Origin of the sequence: Martelella mediterranea DSM 17316, assembly GCF_002043005.1 — a bacterium.
GTDB lineage: Bacteria > Pseudomonadota > Alphaproteobacteria > Rhizobiales > Rhizobiaceae > Martelella > Martelella mediterranea.
In genome coordinates this window covers 2,355,531-2,370,239 of sequence record NZ_CP020330.1, presented here as the reverse complement: position 1 = coordinate 2,370,239, position 14,709 = coordinate 2,355,531, and the positions used below count along the sequence as shown (strand labels likewise).

The 14,709-nt window shown below is 58.9% G+C and carries 12 protein-coding genes, 1 tRNA gene and 1 other annotated feature; of the genes, 6 read left to right on the top strand and 7 right to left on the bottom strand.

Annotation, left to right across the window (positions count from 1 at the left end; translation table 11 throughout):
- Nucleotides 1–53 precede the first annotated feature (53 nt).
- The 3 genes from Mame_RS11070 to ku form a co-directional block, all read right to left on the bottom strand.
- On the bottom strand, nt 54–2,801 hold the full coding sequence (locus Mame_RS11070; RefSeq protein WP_155122084.1) for an HD domain-containing protein: 2,748 nt from the start codon (nt 2,799–2,801) through the stop codon (nt 54–56).
- A 265-nt stretch (nt 2,802–3,066) separates the two neighbouring features.
- Nucleotides 3,067–5,559: a DNA ligase D gene (gene ligD, locus Mame_RS11065; RefSeq protein ID WP_018067553.1), complete on the bottom strand. Its 2,493-nt coding sequence runs from the start codon at nt 5,557–5,559 to the stop codon at nt 3,067–3,069.
- Nucleotide 5,560: 1 nt separating this feature from the next.
- On the bottom strand, nt 5,561–6,424 hold the full coding sequence (ku, locus tag Mame_RS11060; RefSeq protein WP_018067554.1) for a non-homologous end joining protein Ku: 864 nt from the start codon (nt 6,422–6,424) through the stop codon (nt 5,561–5,563).
- Between the two features lie 213 nt (nt 6,425–6,637).
- Nucleotides 6,638–6,693: a sequence feature (sul1 is cis-regulatory element that is thought to sense ions involved in sulfur or methionine metabolism; They are found in Alphaproteobacteria), on the top strand.
- Between the two features lie 65 nt (nt 6,694–6,758).
- Here ku and Mame_RS11055 point away from each other — a divergent pair.
- From Mame_RS11055 to Mame_RS11045, 3 genes are all read left to right on the top strand, one after another.
- Nucleotides 6,759–8,255: a SulP family inorganic anion transporter gene (locus Mame_RS11055; protein ID WP_018067555.1), complete on the top strand. Its 1,497-nt coding sequence runs from the start codon at nt 6,759–6,761 to the stop codon at nt 8,253–8,255.
- A 14-nt stretch (nt 8,256–8,269) separates the two neighbouring features.
- A complete protein-coding gene (locus Mame_RS11050) occupies nt 8,270–9,118 on the top strand; it encodes a universal stress protein (RefSeq protein WP_026173956.1) in 849 nt (282 codons plus the stop codon).
- A 289-nt stretch (nt 9,119–9,407) separates the two neighbouring features.
- A complete protein-coding gene (locus tag Mame_RS11045; protein ID WP_018067557.1) occupies nt 9,408–10,511 on the top strand; it encodes a linear amide C-N hydrolase in 1,104 nt (367 codons plus the stop codon).
- Nucleotides 10,512–10,827: 316 nt separating this feature from the next.
- Here the strand turns inward: Mame_RS11045 and Mame_RS11040 are convergent, their stop codons facing one another.
- From Mame_RS11040 to Mame_RS11025, 4 genes are all read right to left on the bottom strand, one after another.
- Nucleotides 10,828–11,037 (bottom strand): cold-shock protein, encoded by a 210-nt coding sequence (locus Mame_RS11040; protein WP_018067558.1) that lies wholly within the window; start codon nt 11,035–11,037, stop codon nt 10,828–10,830.
- A 349-nt stretch (nt 11,038–11,386) separates the two neighbouring features.
- Complete coding sequence (locus tag Mame_RS11035; RefSeq protein WP_018067559.1) at nt 11,387–11,530, bottom strand: DUF1127 domain-containing protein; 144 nt, start codon at nt 11,528–11,530, stop codon at nt 11,387–11,389.
- A 346-nt stretch (nt 11,531–11,876) separates the two neighbouring features.
- A complete protein-coding gene (locus Mame_RS11030) occupies nt 11,877–12,020 on the bottom strand; it encodes a DUF1127 domain-containing protein (protein ID WP_018067560.1) in 144 nt (47 codons plus the stop codon).
- 217 nt (nt 12,021–12,237) lie between these two features.
- Nucleotides 12,238–12,312 (bottom strand) — tRNA-Thr (locus Mame_RS11025).
- Nucleotides 12,313–12,452: 140 nt separating this feature from the next.
- On the opposite strand from Mame_RS11025, the gene Mame_RS11020 reads away from it, so the two are divergent.
- The 3 genes from Mame_RS11020 (at nt 12,453) to Mame_RS11010 (ending at nt 14,689) form a co-directional block, all read left to right on the top strand.
- The gene (locus Mame_RS11020; protein WP_018067561.1) at nt 12,453–12,638 is read left to right on the top strand and encodes a hypothetical protein; all 186 of its coding nucleotides are present in this window, start codon (nt 12,453–12,455) and stop codon (nt 12,636–12,638) included.
- A gap of 222 nt (nt 12,639–12,860) precedes the next feature.
- A complete protein-coding gene (gene murA, locus Mame_RS11015) occupies nt 12,861–14,153 on the top strand; it encodes a UDP-N-acetylglucosamine 1-carboxyvinyltransferase (protein WP_018067562.1) in 1,293 nt (430 codons plus the stop codon).
- A 95-nt stretch (nt 14,154–14,248) separates the two neighbouring features.
- Nucleotides 14,249–14,689, top strand: a complete 441-nt coding sequence (locus Mame_RS11010; protein WP_018067563.1) for a DUF2948 family protein — start codon at nt 14,249–14,251, stop codon at nt 14,687–14,689.
- Nucleotides 14,690–14,709: the final 20 nt, after the last annotated feature.

Genomic DNA, 14,709 nt, shown 5'->3' with positions numbered 1-14,709 from the left:
CTGTCCAAGACTTCAATCAACTTGGTCGAGTGCACCTGTCCGCATACGCGCATCTATTGCTCAATGTTTAGTGCCAGGTATCGTACCTCGCGCTCACCACCATCCTCATCTTTTATCGATCTGGTGACTTCTTCCCATCGAGACCTGCATCCTTGAGATTGGATGTATCTCTCGAAGTATCCAATCAGACAGTTTTGATTGGCCAGATCAGGGTTGGAGTAATCTGCATCCCAATAGTCATCGCCTGACAGAATGGTGAATTCATTTAAATATAGAATTTCGTCGTCAAAGTTTCTTTTGTATCCAGAGGGTCCAAGCCAAATATGCTGATTTACTTGATTTGGACGCATGTGTCTCCTTAAATCTATGTTAAACAGTATCGTTCGGCTGCCGACAAAACCAAGTAGATCAGAGTTTTTTACCAAGTGAACCTCTCCATCCAACATGAACTGGTTCTCTTTCCAAATAGGGTACGCATCGAAGCCCCATCCAACAACGTTCTGAATAGTGTCTTGAATATCTTTTAGTTGGATGTCCATTCCAGCTAGGATACTTACCTGTTCGACTAGCCAAGCACTTGCCGAAGCGTGCGCAATTGCGCGAATCCAGTTGTCTGTTCGGGTTTCTCGTGCCGCTCCAGAGGGTGGCACACTCACCGCACCAATGATGTTGCTGTTTCCACCGTCATCCAGAGATATAAGGCCCGAGATACCCACCATTCCGTGGGAATAATAGTATCCTTGTCGATAACCTATGTCCAACGCGGCCAAGCCCACCTTCTTTTCATTGTCGTATACATATCGCAAGCGAGTTAAGTCGCGTTCCGGATCAATGTGCTCGCTAATTTTTTCTCCATATTCGTGCGCATTAAGAGTGGAAATCCAATCAAGTACGATCGCATGGTCGGCTAACTGATCCGGCATACTCGGAAGCAACACACTCTGATCGGATTCGTTCAGATAATAAACCGGAACATCGAGCAATGCAGTTGTCGCACCCAAAAAATCACAAAATGGAACAGTACGCCGGTCTCTGTGTCCGCCATCAAACATCAAGACTTCTCCCAACTGATTGACTAAACCACTGTTTAACTTGACAGCAACGCGGGTGGACAGATCGGTGCTAACATCGGGCGGTAGCGTTGACGAAAGAAGTGGTCGGAGCGTCATACCATTCTGGAATTCAAGTGTCCTAAAGCTCGTGATGTCAGACGAGAACCGCCGCGATGATATGGTTAAAGAGTTAGCAATCATGAATGATGAAAAAAAGCCAATTCCAAATCTACCTGAAGATTGGAAACTTGACGAAAGTAACCCTGGCCATTCAGACTGTATCAGCTGCGACTTCCAGAAACTTGAACCGAAGTCTAGTAGATGCCCAGTTAGTGTGGACTCGGACATACCGACACCGTTATCTTTAACAACCAGAACCCACCCATCGTCTGATTTTTCAAGCGAAACTTTAACCGCACCATTCTTGAATGTCGGCTCAATGATTTGGCGTGCACAGATCGCATCTCTGGCGTTTTGAATTAATTCTCTTAGAACAACGCCAAACTTTGTTTGACCGTCATACAGTTGATCCCCCCCAAGCTGAGTCACAACCGACTCAACATTTCCAATCTTTACTTTCGCCTCAGTTGGGTGCCAGCCCTGCGTAGTGACGAGCAAAGTCAGACTCGCAGTGTCTTCAGCTCCGTAGACGAACTTGCGTTTAAACGCCGGAGCATTAGGCCGTTCGTAGTCCGCTAAGACTTTGTTACTATCTCGGATTTCTTTAGACAAAATATCGATAGCTTCTTTCGCTACCCACCAAGCTGGTGCTTCTGTGGCTTTGAAGGGCCTAGTAGAATTGATTGAGAGCGTTTGCCCAGAGCGGTCCGCCTGATGCTCGCACAACCTGCTCAGGTAGTTCTGTGCAAGCCAATGGCTTTGAGAGACGCGGTTGCGCGCTAGGACCGACAATAGGAAATCTGGTGCTCTTCTGCCATCGATATGGCCGGCGTCAGCGCAACGCAGGATACATGCCAACTTTAGAGGATGAACGACCCAAGACGGTGGAAGCTCGCCAGTCGGATTCTTTTGTTCGTTGAAATGATCGGCCACATGGTCAATATCCCAATGATGGGAGCCAGCGATGTCACCGATCAACTCTCCATAGTGATTTCTCAAATGAGCATCGTCAATTAGGTATTCCCCGTTGCGGTCATCTCTACGCCACTCTCTTACTGCAAGCTCTCGGCATTCAGATGCATGAAGATACCGAACAGTCGCAAAATCTGCGTTATTTCGAGCAACTTCATCATCACCGCTTCGATTGGATCGATGATAAAAACTATAGTTGTCTTTCCAAACAGTAGTCTCACGAAGTTTATCAGCACCGCCCTCATACGCGGTGAAACTAAGAGCTGTATCGTGCAGCAAAATGGAGGCACCGAGAATGAAACCTTCGAGTGGGTTGATCGGATAACTTGGCCCACAAATCGTACTTCCGACTTCCCACAATGCATCCAAATGGGAAACATCGTGTGCTGTTAGATCAGGAAAATCTGCTCGGACGAGTGACGATAGCTGGCCAGCCTTCGATCTCATGATGGTTAGGGACGTTATAAGCCGCTGAATGACATCGCTGTGATCTGATTGATCCCTGAATGCACTACTCCACAAGCTGGAGTTTATAACCGATACTGGAAACATCTCTTCCCTTTCCTTGGCGTCGCCAACAGGTAACAGCGGATCAAGAATTCGGCAAATACCAATATCTGGATGCTTCCACGGCCTCCTGAATTCGAAAATAGCCACGGTTCGTCGGATCTATTGATTCGCCCGAGATTAGTCGGTTGGCGCTGACACCTCTGAGCAAATCTGGCAGGTTTATCATAGGTTGAACCGTCAGCATTGGTGGTCCATCAATGTCTGCTTTAGGAAAGCTGCACCGCAGCATCAGGACTTCAGGCCCAAAGCCTGCCATAGGCCAGGTGTGACGATGCACCTTCCAAGCAGGAATGTCCGCTTCGCTAATCGCTGGTTCTAAACCCGAAAGTCCCCCCAGCTCCATTCCATCCCCTCACCCCACCCGCTTCTCCAGCCTTCCAATCACCGCCTTCCCCAGCGTCTGCGGCTTCACCGCCAGCGCCGGGTCCCTGCCCTTCAGCCGCCCTGCCATATCGCCGATCGTGAACGTCGCGGCGCTTTTCAGGTCGTTCAGTTCCTCCCAGGTCACGGGGGTTGCCACGGAGGCGTTCGGGCGGGCGCGGAGGGAATAGGGGAGGATGGCGGTGGCGCCGCGTTCGTTGCGGAGCCAGTCGATGAAGATGCGGTTCTTGCGCTTTTCCTTCGACATGGTGGCGATGTAGCGTTCGGGGTCTTCTTCGGCCATCATATGGGCGAAGGTCCTGGCGAAGGCCTTGACCGTGTCCCAGCTCACCGTCCGTTTCAACGGCACGATGACGTGGATGCCCTTGCCGCCGGTGACCATGGCGGTCGATTTGAGGCCGATGTCGGAAAGCGCTTCGCGCATCTCGAAGGCGGCCTTCTTCGTCTCAGTAAAGCCAAGGCCCTCATCCGGGTCGAGGTCGAAGATCAGCCGGTCGGGCGCTTCGATCCTGTCGGCGCGCGCGCCCCAGCCGTGAAACTCGATCGTGCCCATCTGGGCTGCGGCGACAAAGCCCGTCACATCCTTCGCATAGAGATATTCGCCGGTGTCGCCGTCCTTCTCCTCGATGTCGATGCGGGCGAGTTCGTCGGGAAAGCCCTTGCCTGCGTGTTTCTGGAAAAAGCTCTCGCCATCGATACCCGACGGGCAGCGAAACAGAGAGACCGGGCGGCGGCCGGCGATCTCCAGCATGCGGCTGCCGACCGCCGCGTAATGGCGCGCGACATCGGCCTTGGTGACGCCGGCCTTGCCGTAAAGCTGGCGGTCCGGATGGGTGATTTCGATGCCGGCGACTTTGTCGCCCTTCGCTTTCTCCGCCTGCACCGCGCCAGCCTCCTTGTCCTCTCTCAAGCCCAGAAACGCGCCGTGGCGGACATGGCCATCGGCGGTGAACTCGGCGAAATCGATCTCCGCCGCAAGCTTCGGCGTCACCCAGCGCGCATCGCGGGCAATCGCGCGCGGCACCTCGGCAAAAGGCGCGGTCTTGCGGGCAAGGCGCTTCAGCCGGTCGCCGAGATCATCCAGCGTTTTCTCGTCAAACCCCGTGCCGACGCGGCCGCGATAGCAGAACACGCCGTCATCATCATACTGGCCGATGAGGAGCGAGGCAAAGGGCCGGCCTTTCTTCGTAGACGGCGAATAGCCGCCGATCACGAATTCCTGCCGGCGCGAGCATTTTATCTTGCGCCACGCGCTGGTGCGGGTGTGGCGATAGCGCGCATCCGCCCGCTTCGACACGATCCCCTCGCCGCCGGCCTTGCAGATTTTTGCCAGGATATCCCGGCCATCGCCCTCGACCCAAGTGGAAAGCCGGATCGGCCCCTTTTCGGTATCGAGCGGCGACAGCGCCTCCTCCAGCGCCTGTTTGCGCTCGCTCAGCGGCAGGTCGGTCAGCGATTTGCCGTCGCGCTCCAGAATGTCGAAGACGTAGAAAATCAGCGGCGCGCCATCCTGAAGCGCTGCCTGCAGGGCGGAAAAGGCGGAGCCATCCTTCGGCACCGAGGCCGCCATGATCTCGCCGTCAATCAGCAGGCTTTCGCCCTCAAGCGGCGCGAAGGCCTCGGCCAGATCGCCATATTTCTCCGTCCAGTCCTTGCCGGAGCGGGTGTAGAACCGCGCCTCGCCATTGCTGAGGGCGGCGATGCAGCGGTAGCCGTCAAACTTGGTTTCGTGGATCCAGTCCTCGCCGTCGGGCGCTTCATCATAGAGCGTGGCGAGCTGGGGTTTGCGGAAGGCGGGGAATTTCGCCTTTACGCGCGGCTTTTTCTTCTGCGGTTCCTGCTTGTCAGTGGGCTTTTTCGTGCGGCGTTTCCACACATCGTGGCCGGCTTCGATCTCGCTGAAGGAGCGGCCGGTGGTGACGCTGTCCTCGAAGTCCTCCGTCAGCCGGTCGGGCTCCTCACCGGCCTTGTCGTCGCGCTCCTTGATCAGCAGCCAGTTCTCGCGCTTCTCGCCGCGCCGGCCGCGCATCCTCACCAGCGCCCAGCCGCCCTGCATGCGCTCGCCCTTCAGGCGGAAATGCAGCTTGCCCTGCTTCAGCCCCTCATCAGGGTCATGCAGCGGCTCCCAGCTTCCGGTGTCCCACACCATCACCGTGCCACCGCCATATTGCCCCTTGGGAATGGTGCCCTCGAAATCGGCATAGTCGAGTGGATGGTCCTCGGTGCGCACCGCCAGCCGCTTTTCGCCGGGGTCGTCGCTCGGGCCCCGGGTGACCGCCCAGCTTAAAAGCACGCCGTCCCACTCCAGCCGGAAATCGAAATGCAGCCGGCGGGCGTCGTGCTTCTGCACCACGAATTTGAGGTCGCCGGAGCGGCTCTTGCGGGCGCGGCCGCGCTTGGGCTCCTTCGTCTTTTCAAAGTCGCGACGGGTTTCGTATTCGGCAAGCGTGTCGGGGGCGGCCATGTCACGATGCCTTCTTGCGGCCTGTGGATTTTGTCGATGACTTGTTTCCGGAGGTCTTCTTCGCCGCCGTACCGCGCTTGGCGGTGGACGAGGATTTGCCGGATTTCGCGCCGTCCAGGCTCTTCTTCAACGCGCTCATCAGGTCCACCACATTGTCGCTGGTGCCGGAGCCGCGGTCCTTCTCGTCGGCGCTGGCACGCGGGGTCTTGCGGTTCTTCTGCTTGGCCTTCAACAGCTCCGTCAGCGCCTCGCGATAGTGGTCGTGATAGTTCTCCGCCTTGAACGGCGCGCTCTTGCGCTCGATCAGCGAGGTGGCGACCTCAAGCAATTCGTCGTCGCTCGCCTCGTCCTCGATCGACGAGAACAGCGGATCGGCATTGCGGATCTCGTCGGCGTAATGCAGCGTCTCCAGCAGCAACCCGTCGCCGCAGGGGCGCACGGCGGCGAGATACTCCTTGCCGCGCATGGTGAGCTGGCCAAGCGCGGTCTTCTCCGAGCGCCTCAGCGCATCGCGGATCACCCGGTAGGCGTCCTCCGCCAGATCATCGGCGGGTACGATATAATAGGGTTTGTCGTAATAGATCGGCGGGATTTCGCAGGAGCCGACGAATTGCACCAGTTCGAAGGTTTTCTTGGTCTCTAGCTTGATCGCGTCCACTTCCTCGGGGTCGATCAGGATATACTCGTCATTCTGCTCGTAACCCTTGACGATATCGTCGGCATCGACCGGCCCGACGCCCTCGACCACCTTCTCATAACGCACCCTCTTGCCCGTGGGCCTATGGATCTGGCGAAAGGATATATTGGACGCCCGGCTGGTGGCCGAATGAAGTTCCACCGCGATCGACACCAGCGACAACCGCATCTGCCCTTTCCAAATCGCTCTCGAGGCCATGGTCCATGCTCCGGATACAAATACTCTTTACGCGATTGCAACGGGGAGGCAGGGCCTTTGGTTCCCCAAGGCGTTAGGGGCCAAATGTCGCTTAGGCCGTCCGGCTGGCGCATTTCCGCCATATTTTGCGCGCCCGAACCTTGCCCCCGGCCCGGCTCCCCGCTATTGAAAGCCGCATTGAACCCCGGACCCGGTGAAAATCCGGGTGGCTCTTCCGGCCGCCGATCCGCCGGACAACCGTTGAAACCTGTTTCCTCCCAAAGCCGGGCGCTGCCCGCCGCAAACAGTATTTCAGGGACCATACATGTCATTTTCGCTCTCCACGTACCGCCGCGAGTGGTTCGGCACGCCGCGTGCCGATATTCTCTCCGGCCTCGTCGTGGCGATGGCGCTCATTCCGGAAGCCATCGCCTTTTCCATCATCGCCGGCGTCGACCCCAAGGTCGGCCTGTTCGCCTCGTTCTCGATCGCGGTGATCATCGCCTTTGTCGGCGGCCGTCCGGGCATGATCTCGGCGGCAACGGCAGCCACCGCCGTCTTGATGACGCCGCTGGTCGCCGGCCACGGGCTGGAATATCTGCTGGCCGCCACCGTGCTTGCCGGCGTCATTCAGGTGATCTTCGGGGTGCTGAAACTCGGCGCGCTGATGCGCTTCGTCTCGCGCTCGGTGATGACCGGCTTCGTCAATGCGCTGGCGATCCTGATCTTCATGGCGCAATTGCCGGAGCTGATCGACGTCACGCCGATGACTTATGTTCTGGTGGCAGGTGCGCTCGCGATCATCTACATCCTGCCGCGCTTCACCAAGGCCGTGCCCTCGCCGCTGGTGGCGATCGTCACGATCACCATCGTCGCCGTCGCCCTCGGCCTCGATGTCCGCAATGTCGGCGATATGGGCGAACTGCCGGAAAGCTTCCCGTTCTTCCACCTGCCGATGGTGCCGTTCACGCTTGAAACGCTGCTGATCATCCTGCCCTATTCGCTCGCCGTCGCCGTCGTCGGCCTCTTGGAAAGCCTGATGACCGCGCAGCTGATCGACGACCTGACCGACACGCGTTCCAACCGCAACCAGGAATGCGCCGGCCAGGGCATCGCCAATTTCTGCACCGGCTTCATCGGCGGCATGGCCGGCTGCGCAATGATCGGCCAGTCGATGATCAACATCAAATCCGGCGGCCGCGGCCGGCTTTCGACCTTCATCGCCGGCGTGGTGCTGCTGATCCTGGTGGTCGTGCTCGACCAGTGGGTGCGCCAGATCCCGATGCCGGCGCTGGTGGCCGTGATGATCATGGTCTCGATCGGCACCTTCTCATGGTCCTCGATCAGGAACCTCAAGGATCACCCGCGTTCCTCCTCGGTCGTCATGATCGCGGTGGTCGCGGTGGTGGTCGCCACCCACAACCTTGCCATCGGCGTGCTCGTCGGCGTGCTGCTCTCCGGCATTTTCTTCGCCTGGAAGATCGCGCAGTTCTTCGGCGTGCGTTCGGCGCTTTCCGAGGACGGCAAGACCCGGACCTACCATGTGGAGGGACAGTTGTTCTTCGCCTCGGTGGAGGATTTCAACGCCGCCTTCGACTTCCGCGAAGTGCTTGAAAAAGTGGTGATCGACCTCACCCGCGCCCATATCTGGGATATTTCCAGTGTTGCGGCGCTGGACATGGTTGTGATGAAATTCCGCCGCGAGGGCGCGGATGTGGAGGTTATCGGCCTCAACGAGGCGAGCGCCACGATCGTCGACCGTCTCGCCGTCCACGACAAGCCGGACGCGCTCGAAGAATACATGAAGCAACAGGGCCACTAGAGGAGGATATGGAAATGGAAAAGCTGACAGCTTTCATCGATGCCTCGAATTATGCCGAAAGCGTGTGCGACCATGCCGCATGGATAGCCGGGCAACTGGGCATCTCCGTCGAGCTGGTGCATGTACTGGAGCGCAGTGGCCAGGCGCATACCAACCTCTCCGGCTCCATCGGCCTTGGCGCGCGGTCGGCGCTGCTGGAGGAGCTTGCCGAGGCGGATGCGCAGAATGCCAAGCTTGCGCAACAGCGCGGCCGGCTGCTGCTGGAAGCCGCCGTCGAGCGGCTTTCGGTGGAAGGCGTCACCGCCGTCACCACCAAGATGCGCAATGGCGATTTCGTCGAGGCAATCGAGGACGTCGGCTCGGATTCGCGGCTGATCGTGATCGGCAAGCGTGGCGAAGGCGCGGATTTCGCCTCCGGTCATCTCGGCTCCAACCTGGAGCGGGCGGTGCGCACCGCCAAGCGCCCGGTCTTCGTTGCCGCCCGCGCGTTCAAACCGATCCACAAGGTGCTGATCGCCTATGATGGCGGCGCGAGCGCCGAAAAGGCGGTGGAGCGGGTAACCTCAAGCCCGATCCTGGAAAAGACCGACGTGACGCTGCTTGCCGTCTGCAAGGAGAGCGACCAGCTGGCGCAAAAGGCGGCGGATGCCGTCAAGCGGCTCGCGGCCGCCAATGTCGCCGCCCGGCTCGTCATCCGCCCCGGCCACGCCGAAACGGTGATCGAGGAGGTTACCGCGGAGGAAAAGACCGATCTTCTGGTGATGGGTGCCTACGGCCATTCGCGCATCCGCACGCTGGTGATCGGCTCCACCACGACGGCCGTTCTGCGCGCCTGCAAGATCCCGGTTCTGCTGGTGCGATAATGCCAAGGATCAGCGCGCGCGTGGCTGCAGCCATGCGCGCGTTCAAAGGCGTCGGACTTTTTTTGGTGTCTCCAGCGACCAGCCGCGCCGGCATCCAGCCCTCAGGCGATTGTTTATATTGCATAATTCCCTGAGAATTGCGCCAGCGGCCCGCTGCTCTCCGTTAACGTGTGCAGACGCGCAAACCGCTATCTGCTAGCCCGGTCTTCATCGGCTATTGCGCGCCAGAACGCCTGTGAGACCGAGACCGGCGACACACAGGGCCGACACCGAAACACCGGAGAAGACCATGTTCAGAACGAAAATTTCCAAGTGCATCCGATTTACGGCGGGCGCGCTGGCATCCACAATGCTGCTTGCCTCGACGGCGGACGCCTGCACCGGCATCACGCTGATGGCCAAGGACGGCTCGGTCGTGCGTGCGCGCACGATGGAATTCGGCGTCGACCTTCAGTCCAACGTGATCGTCTCGCCGCGCAATTTCGAACGCGTCGGCGAAACCCCGGACGGCAAGCCCGGCCTGACCTGGACCTCGAAATACGCAAGTGTGGGCACCAACGGCGTCGACATGCCGGTCATCGTCGACGGCCTCAACGAAAAGGGCCTTTCGATCGGCATCTTCTATTTCAGCCAGTCGGCCGGCTACCAGCCCTATACCGCCGATGCGCAGAACAGCACGCTGGCCCCCTGGCAGCTCGGCTCCTACATTCTCGATAATTTCGCGACGGTCGAGGAGGCCAAGGCCGCGCTTTCCGATATCACCGTGGCACCGGTCACCTTCGCGCATTTCGGTATCGTTTTGCCGCTGCACTATGTCATCACCGACGCCGCCGGCAACACCATCGTCGTCGAATATGTCGACGGCGAGTTGAACATCCATGACAACGAAGTCGGCGTGATCACCAACAACCCGCCCTTCGACTGGCACATGACCAATCTGAAGAACTACGTCAATCTGAGCTATGACAACGTTCCACCCAAGCAATTCGGCAACGTCAAGATCACCGGCTTCGGAGAAGGCACGGGCATGCTGGGCGTGCCGGGCGACTTCACCTCACCCTCGCGTTTCGTGCGCGCGGCGCTGTTCCAGACCGGCGTGGACCAGGGCGCGACCAGTGAGGACGATGTCTTTGAGGCGTTCCACATCCTGAACAATTTCGATATTCCGAAGGGCGCGATCCGCGAAACCGACGCCGATGGCCAGGTGCATCAGGATTACACGCAGTGGACGACGGCCAACGACTTGGAGAAGCAGCGCTTCTATTTCCGCACCTACGACAACAGCAGCATCCGCTTTGTCGACCTGAAGGCGCAGGACCTCGATGCCGCCGATATCAAGACAATCGAGATGGAAGGCTACGAGACTGCAACCGAACTGGGCACGGACAAGTAGCATATCGATCCCTGACAACCCCTCCGAAGCGGCGCCTCGGAGGGCCGACGGGATTCGTCCCACTCTCATCCGTCATGCTCGGGCCTGTCCCGAGCATCTAAGCACGTATCAACACGACAAGCGTCTCGGACGAAAACTCTATTTCACTACACGCCACGACCAAACGCCAACGCCGCTCGTGCGGAAAGGTGGTTAGATCCTCGGCACAGGGCCGAGGATGACGCCCGTAAAAAAGGATAGGTTTGTCAGTAAACCAAAAACCCTCCGAAGCGATCGCCTCGGAGGGTTTTCAATTTCAGCCGATGGCTTTCGCCAATCAGGCGGCGCTGAGGTTTTCAGCGGCGCTCTTGCCGGTGCGGCGGTCGGCGACGACTTCGAAATTGACCTTCTGGCCTTCCGAAAGCGTGGTCATGCCGGAGCGCTCAACGGCGGAGATGTGAACGAATACGTCCTTGCTGCCATCTTCCGGCTCGATGAAGCCATAGCCCTTGGTGGAATTGAAGAATTTTACGGTTCCGACGCTCATAACGATTTCCTTTCAAATCGTGCGTTCAAAGATCACATGATCTACATCATGCATTTGCTCGACTTTGATAGAAGATCGTTCTGGGCGCTTTCGCGCAGACGTAACTTAACAAACAAATTCGATAGCCGCTTTGTTACGCGACATTGCCGCGCTGGGCAAGACGCTAATTTTTTAAATTTCGGTACGGTTGACGCGATGAGCGCGGTGGAAACGCCGGCGCCTGCTGGTCCGCGCGCGCGAAGAAAGCGCATTCGTTAGGCCCAAAAAGAACGCCCCCTGCCCGGGAGGATGGGCAGAGGGCGCAGGGGAAAAATGTGCCGCCGGCTTTGGGCGGCTGAACCGCTATCGCTTACTTGACCGCTTTGCGGGCAATGTTACGAATGTCTTCGCGGTTGATACCGAGATCGGCCAGCTCGCGGCTGTTCATGCGATTGAGTTCGCTGACGGTCTGACGGTATTTCATCCAGCTGTTGAAGCTACGTGCCATGCTCATGTCTATCTCCCTTCGTTTGAAGGTTTCTGGCGTCGCATTCCTTGCGGCGCATCCCTGTCTTTCGACAATCCCGATATAGGCGTTTCAACGGCTGCCTGGCAGATAGGCAAAAGCAACAGTCCTATGCACTGAACGCAAGGCTTGATATTTCCGGTACGGAAGAGGGATGCGGATCGGTCATGACGCTGCCATCAAGACAAAAAAATAACGCTCACCGGGGGAGGAGGATCCGGTGAGCGTCATTTTGGTTGGCCGGTGATTTGGGAGGAGGAGGAGGATCACCGACCTATCGAGGGGCATTTGGGAGGAGGAGGAGGATGCCCCACGAATTCCGAATTTTGTCGTGTCAGAAGGAAGCCTTGCGGGCAACCCGACGGATATCCTGACGGTTGATGCCGAGATCGGAGAGCTCGCGGGTCGACATGCGGTCAAGCTCGGCAACAGTCTGGCGGTACTTCATCCAGTTGTTGAAAGTGCGCGTAACACCCATTGTCATTCTCCTTCGTTCGGCAGCGTCTGATTGACGCTCATCAATTCGTCTTGACCCGGGATATAATCGATTGATCCGAACGCGAACAGAGACGTTTGAGCATTGCGCCTATGCAAAAAACGCAGGGCTCCGGAATGGAAGCAGAAAACTGCCGCGCAACCAGGCAGAAGCCAGCGCAGCCGGATCGAAACTCTTGGAATGATACGTGAGTTATGACTGGTGCTGCCGGAGAGATTTGAACTCTCGACCTCTCCCTTACCAAGGGAGTGCTCTACCCCTGAGCTACGGCAGCCCGTATTTCCGACTTGCGGAAGGTTTCCGGCACCGGTCCGGTGCAGGCAAGCGGCCTATTGCCATAGCTCGACTTCGAGTGCAAGACGCTTCAGGATAATTCTTTCCGATCCCAACCGTTTTGCCGAAACGATAACAGCCATGGACGACAAGCCGAGCAAGAAAGCATCCGAGCGCGCCGCAGAAGAACGCAAGGCCCGCGCGGCGCAGAAGCTCAGGGAAAACCTGATGCGGCGCAAGCAGCAGTCGCGCGCGCGCCGCAAGGGCGCGGCCGACGAGACCGACGGCCTGCCGGCCTCCAGTAGCCGGAAGAACACAGAGGATTAACCCTGGCGAATTGACCCGGCGCTTTCCGCCATGTCCGCCACGCCCCTGCCATTTTTGGCCGGTCCCTTGGGCCTATCCCGCGCAACTCATTCAATCTCGCGCAAATCCGCCGGTTTCGGCAACGACTTGTCAACCAATGCGATTGATCATACGGGCCGTTTCGTCTAATGCGACGCCCCATAGCTTCAAGGAGAGGCCGGGCCTGCCCCGGATTGACATCATATGGATAGAATCAGAGTAGTCGGCGGCAACCCGCTCAAGGGCGTCATCCCCATCTCCGGCGCGAAGAACGCCGCCCTGCCTCTGATGATCGCCTCGCTGCTCACCAGCGACACGCTGACGCTGGAGAACGTGCCGCATCTGGCCGATGTCGAATCGCTGATGCGCATTCTCGGCAGCCATGGCGTCGATATCTCGGTCAAGGGCCGGCGCGAGCGCCAGGGCGACGGCTATGCCCGCACCATTCATTTCTCCTGCCCGACGATTACCGACACCACCGCGTCCTATGAACTGGTGCGCAAGATGCGCGCCTCGTTCTGGGTCATCGGCCCGCTTCTGGCGCGCGAGGGCATTGCCCGGGTCTCGCTGCCCGGCGGCTGCGCGATCGGCACCCGCCCTGTCGACCTGTTCATCGAGGGCCTCAAGGCGATGGGCGCGGAGATCGAGATCGACAGCGGCTATGTCGAGGCGAAGGCGCCCAAGGGCGGGCTTGCCGGCGGGCGCTATGTGTTCCCCAAGGTCTCGGTCGGCGCCACCCACACGCTGATGATGGCTGCGACGCTCGCCAATGGCACCACCGTTCTGGAAAACGCCGCGCGCGAACCTGAAATCATCGACCTCGCCAACTGCCTGAAGGCCATGGGCGCGAAGATCGAGGGCGCGGGCACGACCACGATCACCATCGAGGGCGTCACCTCGCTTTCCGGCGCGCGCCATACCGTGCTGCCGGACCGGATCGAGACCGGCACCTATGCCATGGCGGTCGCCATGACCGGCGGCGAAGTCACGCTTGAAAATACCGATGCCAAGCTGCTTTCGGCGGCACTCGCCGCGCTGAGCGCCGCCGGCGCGGAGATCACCACCACCGAAACCGGCATCCATATCGTCGGCCACGGCGATGATATCTGCCCGGTGGACGTCACCACCGAGCCCTACCCCGGTTTTCCGACCGACCTCCAGGCGCAGTTCATGGCGCTGATGACCCGCGCCAAGGGCACGGCGCGGATCGTCGAGACCATTTTCGAAAACCGGTTCATGCATGTGCAGGAACTGGCACGCCTCGGCGCCGATATCGCACTGTCCGGCCAGACGGCGACCATTCGCGGCGTCAAGGAGCTCCACGGCGCGCCGGTGATGGCGACCGATCTGCGCGCATCCGTGTCTTTGGTAATCGCCGGGCTTGCCGCAAAGGGCGAAACCAATGTCTCGCGCGTCTACCATCTCGACCGCGGTTTCGAGCGTCTGGAAGAAAAACTCACCAATTGCGGCGCCGAAATCGAGCGGATTTCCGACTGACGCCGATAAACTGGCCGGGGACGGGGTCGAGCGGTTGCGAAATCCCTCCCTTGGCTCTATCTCGGTGTAAACACCAATCGCCGGGAATTTATGCAATGACGACCGATCCCCTGAAGCTTATGGCGCTCGACGAGGAAGACCTCGCCGTGATTTCGGCGCATATGCAGGATGCCGTCTTTCTCTCGCCGGATGTGTCGTTCTCCAAGGTGGCCGGGCAGCTTCAGCTTCTCACCAACCGTTTCGTCTGGGAAAAGAAGCGCGGCTTCTTCAAAAAGCCCGAGCGGCGGCGCGCGGCGCTGGTGTTCAAGCGGGTGAAGGCGGTGCGCAGCATCGGGCTGGAACGCGATGCCCGCGACGCGGTCAACAATCTGCTGTCGATCCAGTTCGAGAAGACCGGCGATGGGCCGGAAGGCTCGATCGTGCTGACGCTGTCGGGCGGCGGCGAGATCGTGGCGGATGTCGAGTGCATCGAGGCGCTGATGAGCGATCTTTCCGGTAGCTGGGAAGCCCGCGCCAGACCGCACCACCCGCGCTGAACCCTTCCGCTGACCCTTTC

Bases quoted from the DNA above. Each gene is read 5' to 3' on its own strand.
- ligD (WP_018067553.1), bottom strand. From the start codon at position 5,559: ATGGCCGCCCCCGACACGCTTGCCGAATACGAAACCCGTCGCGACTTT.
- ku (WP_018067554.1), bottom strand. From the start codon at position 6,424: ATGCGGTTGTCGCTGGTGTCGATCGCGGTGGAACTTCATTCGGCCACC.
- Mame_RS11055 (WP_018067555.1), top strand. From the start codon at position 6,759: ATGTCATTTTCGCTCTCCACGTACCGCCGCGAGTGGTTCGGCACGCCG.
- Mame_RS11050 (WP_026173956.1), top strand. From the start codon at position 8,270: ATGGAAAAGCTGACAGCTTTCATCGATGCCTCGAATTATGCCGAAAGC.
- Mame_RS11045 (WP_018067557.1), top strand. From the start codon at position 9,408: ATGTTCAGAACGAAAATTTCCAAGTGCATCCGATTTACGGCGGGCGCG.
- Mame_RS11040 (WP_018067558.1), bottom strand. From the start codon at position 11,037: ATGAGCGTCGGAACCGTAAAATTCTTCAATTCCACCAAGGGCTATGGC.
- Mame_RS11035 (WP_018067559.1), bottom strand. From the start codon at position 11,530: ATGAGCATGGCACGTAGCTTCAACAGCTGGATGAAATACCGTCAGACC.
- Mame_RS11030 (WP_018067560.1), bottom strand. From the start codon at position 12,020: ATGGGTGTTACGCGCACTTTCAACAACTGGATGAAGTACCGCCAGACT.
- Mame_RS11020 (WP_018067561.1), top strand. From the start codon at position 12,453: ATGGACGACAAGCCGAGCAAGAAAGCATCCGAGCGCGCCGCAGAAGAA.
- murA (WP_018067562.1), top strand. From the start codon at position 12,861: ATGGATAGAATCAGAGTAGTCGGCGGCAACCCGCTCAAGGGCGTCATC.
- Mame_RS11010 (WP_018067563.1), top strand. From the start codon at position 14,249: ATGACGACCGATCCCCTGAAGCTTATGGCGCTCGACGAGGAAGACCTC.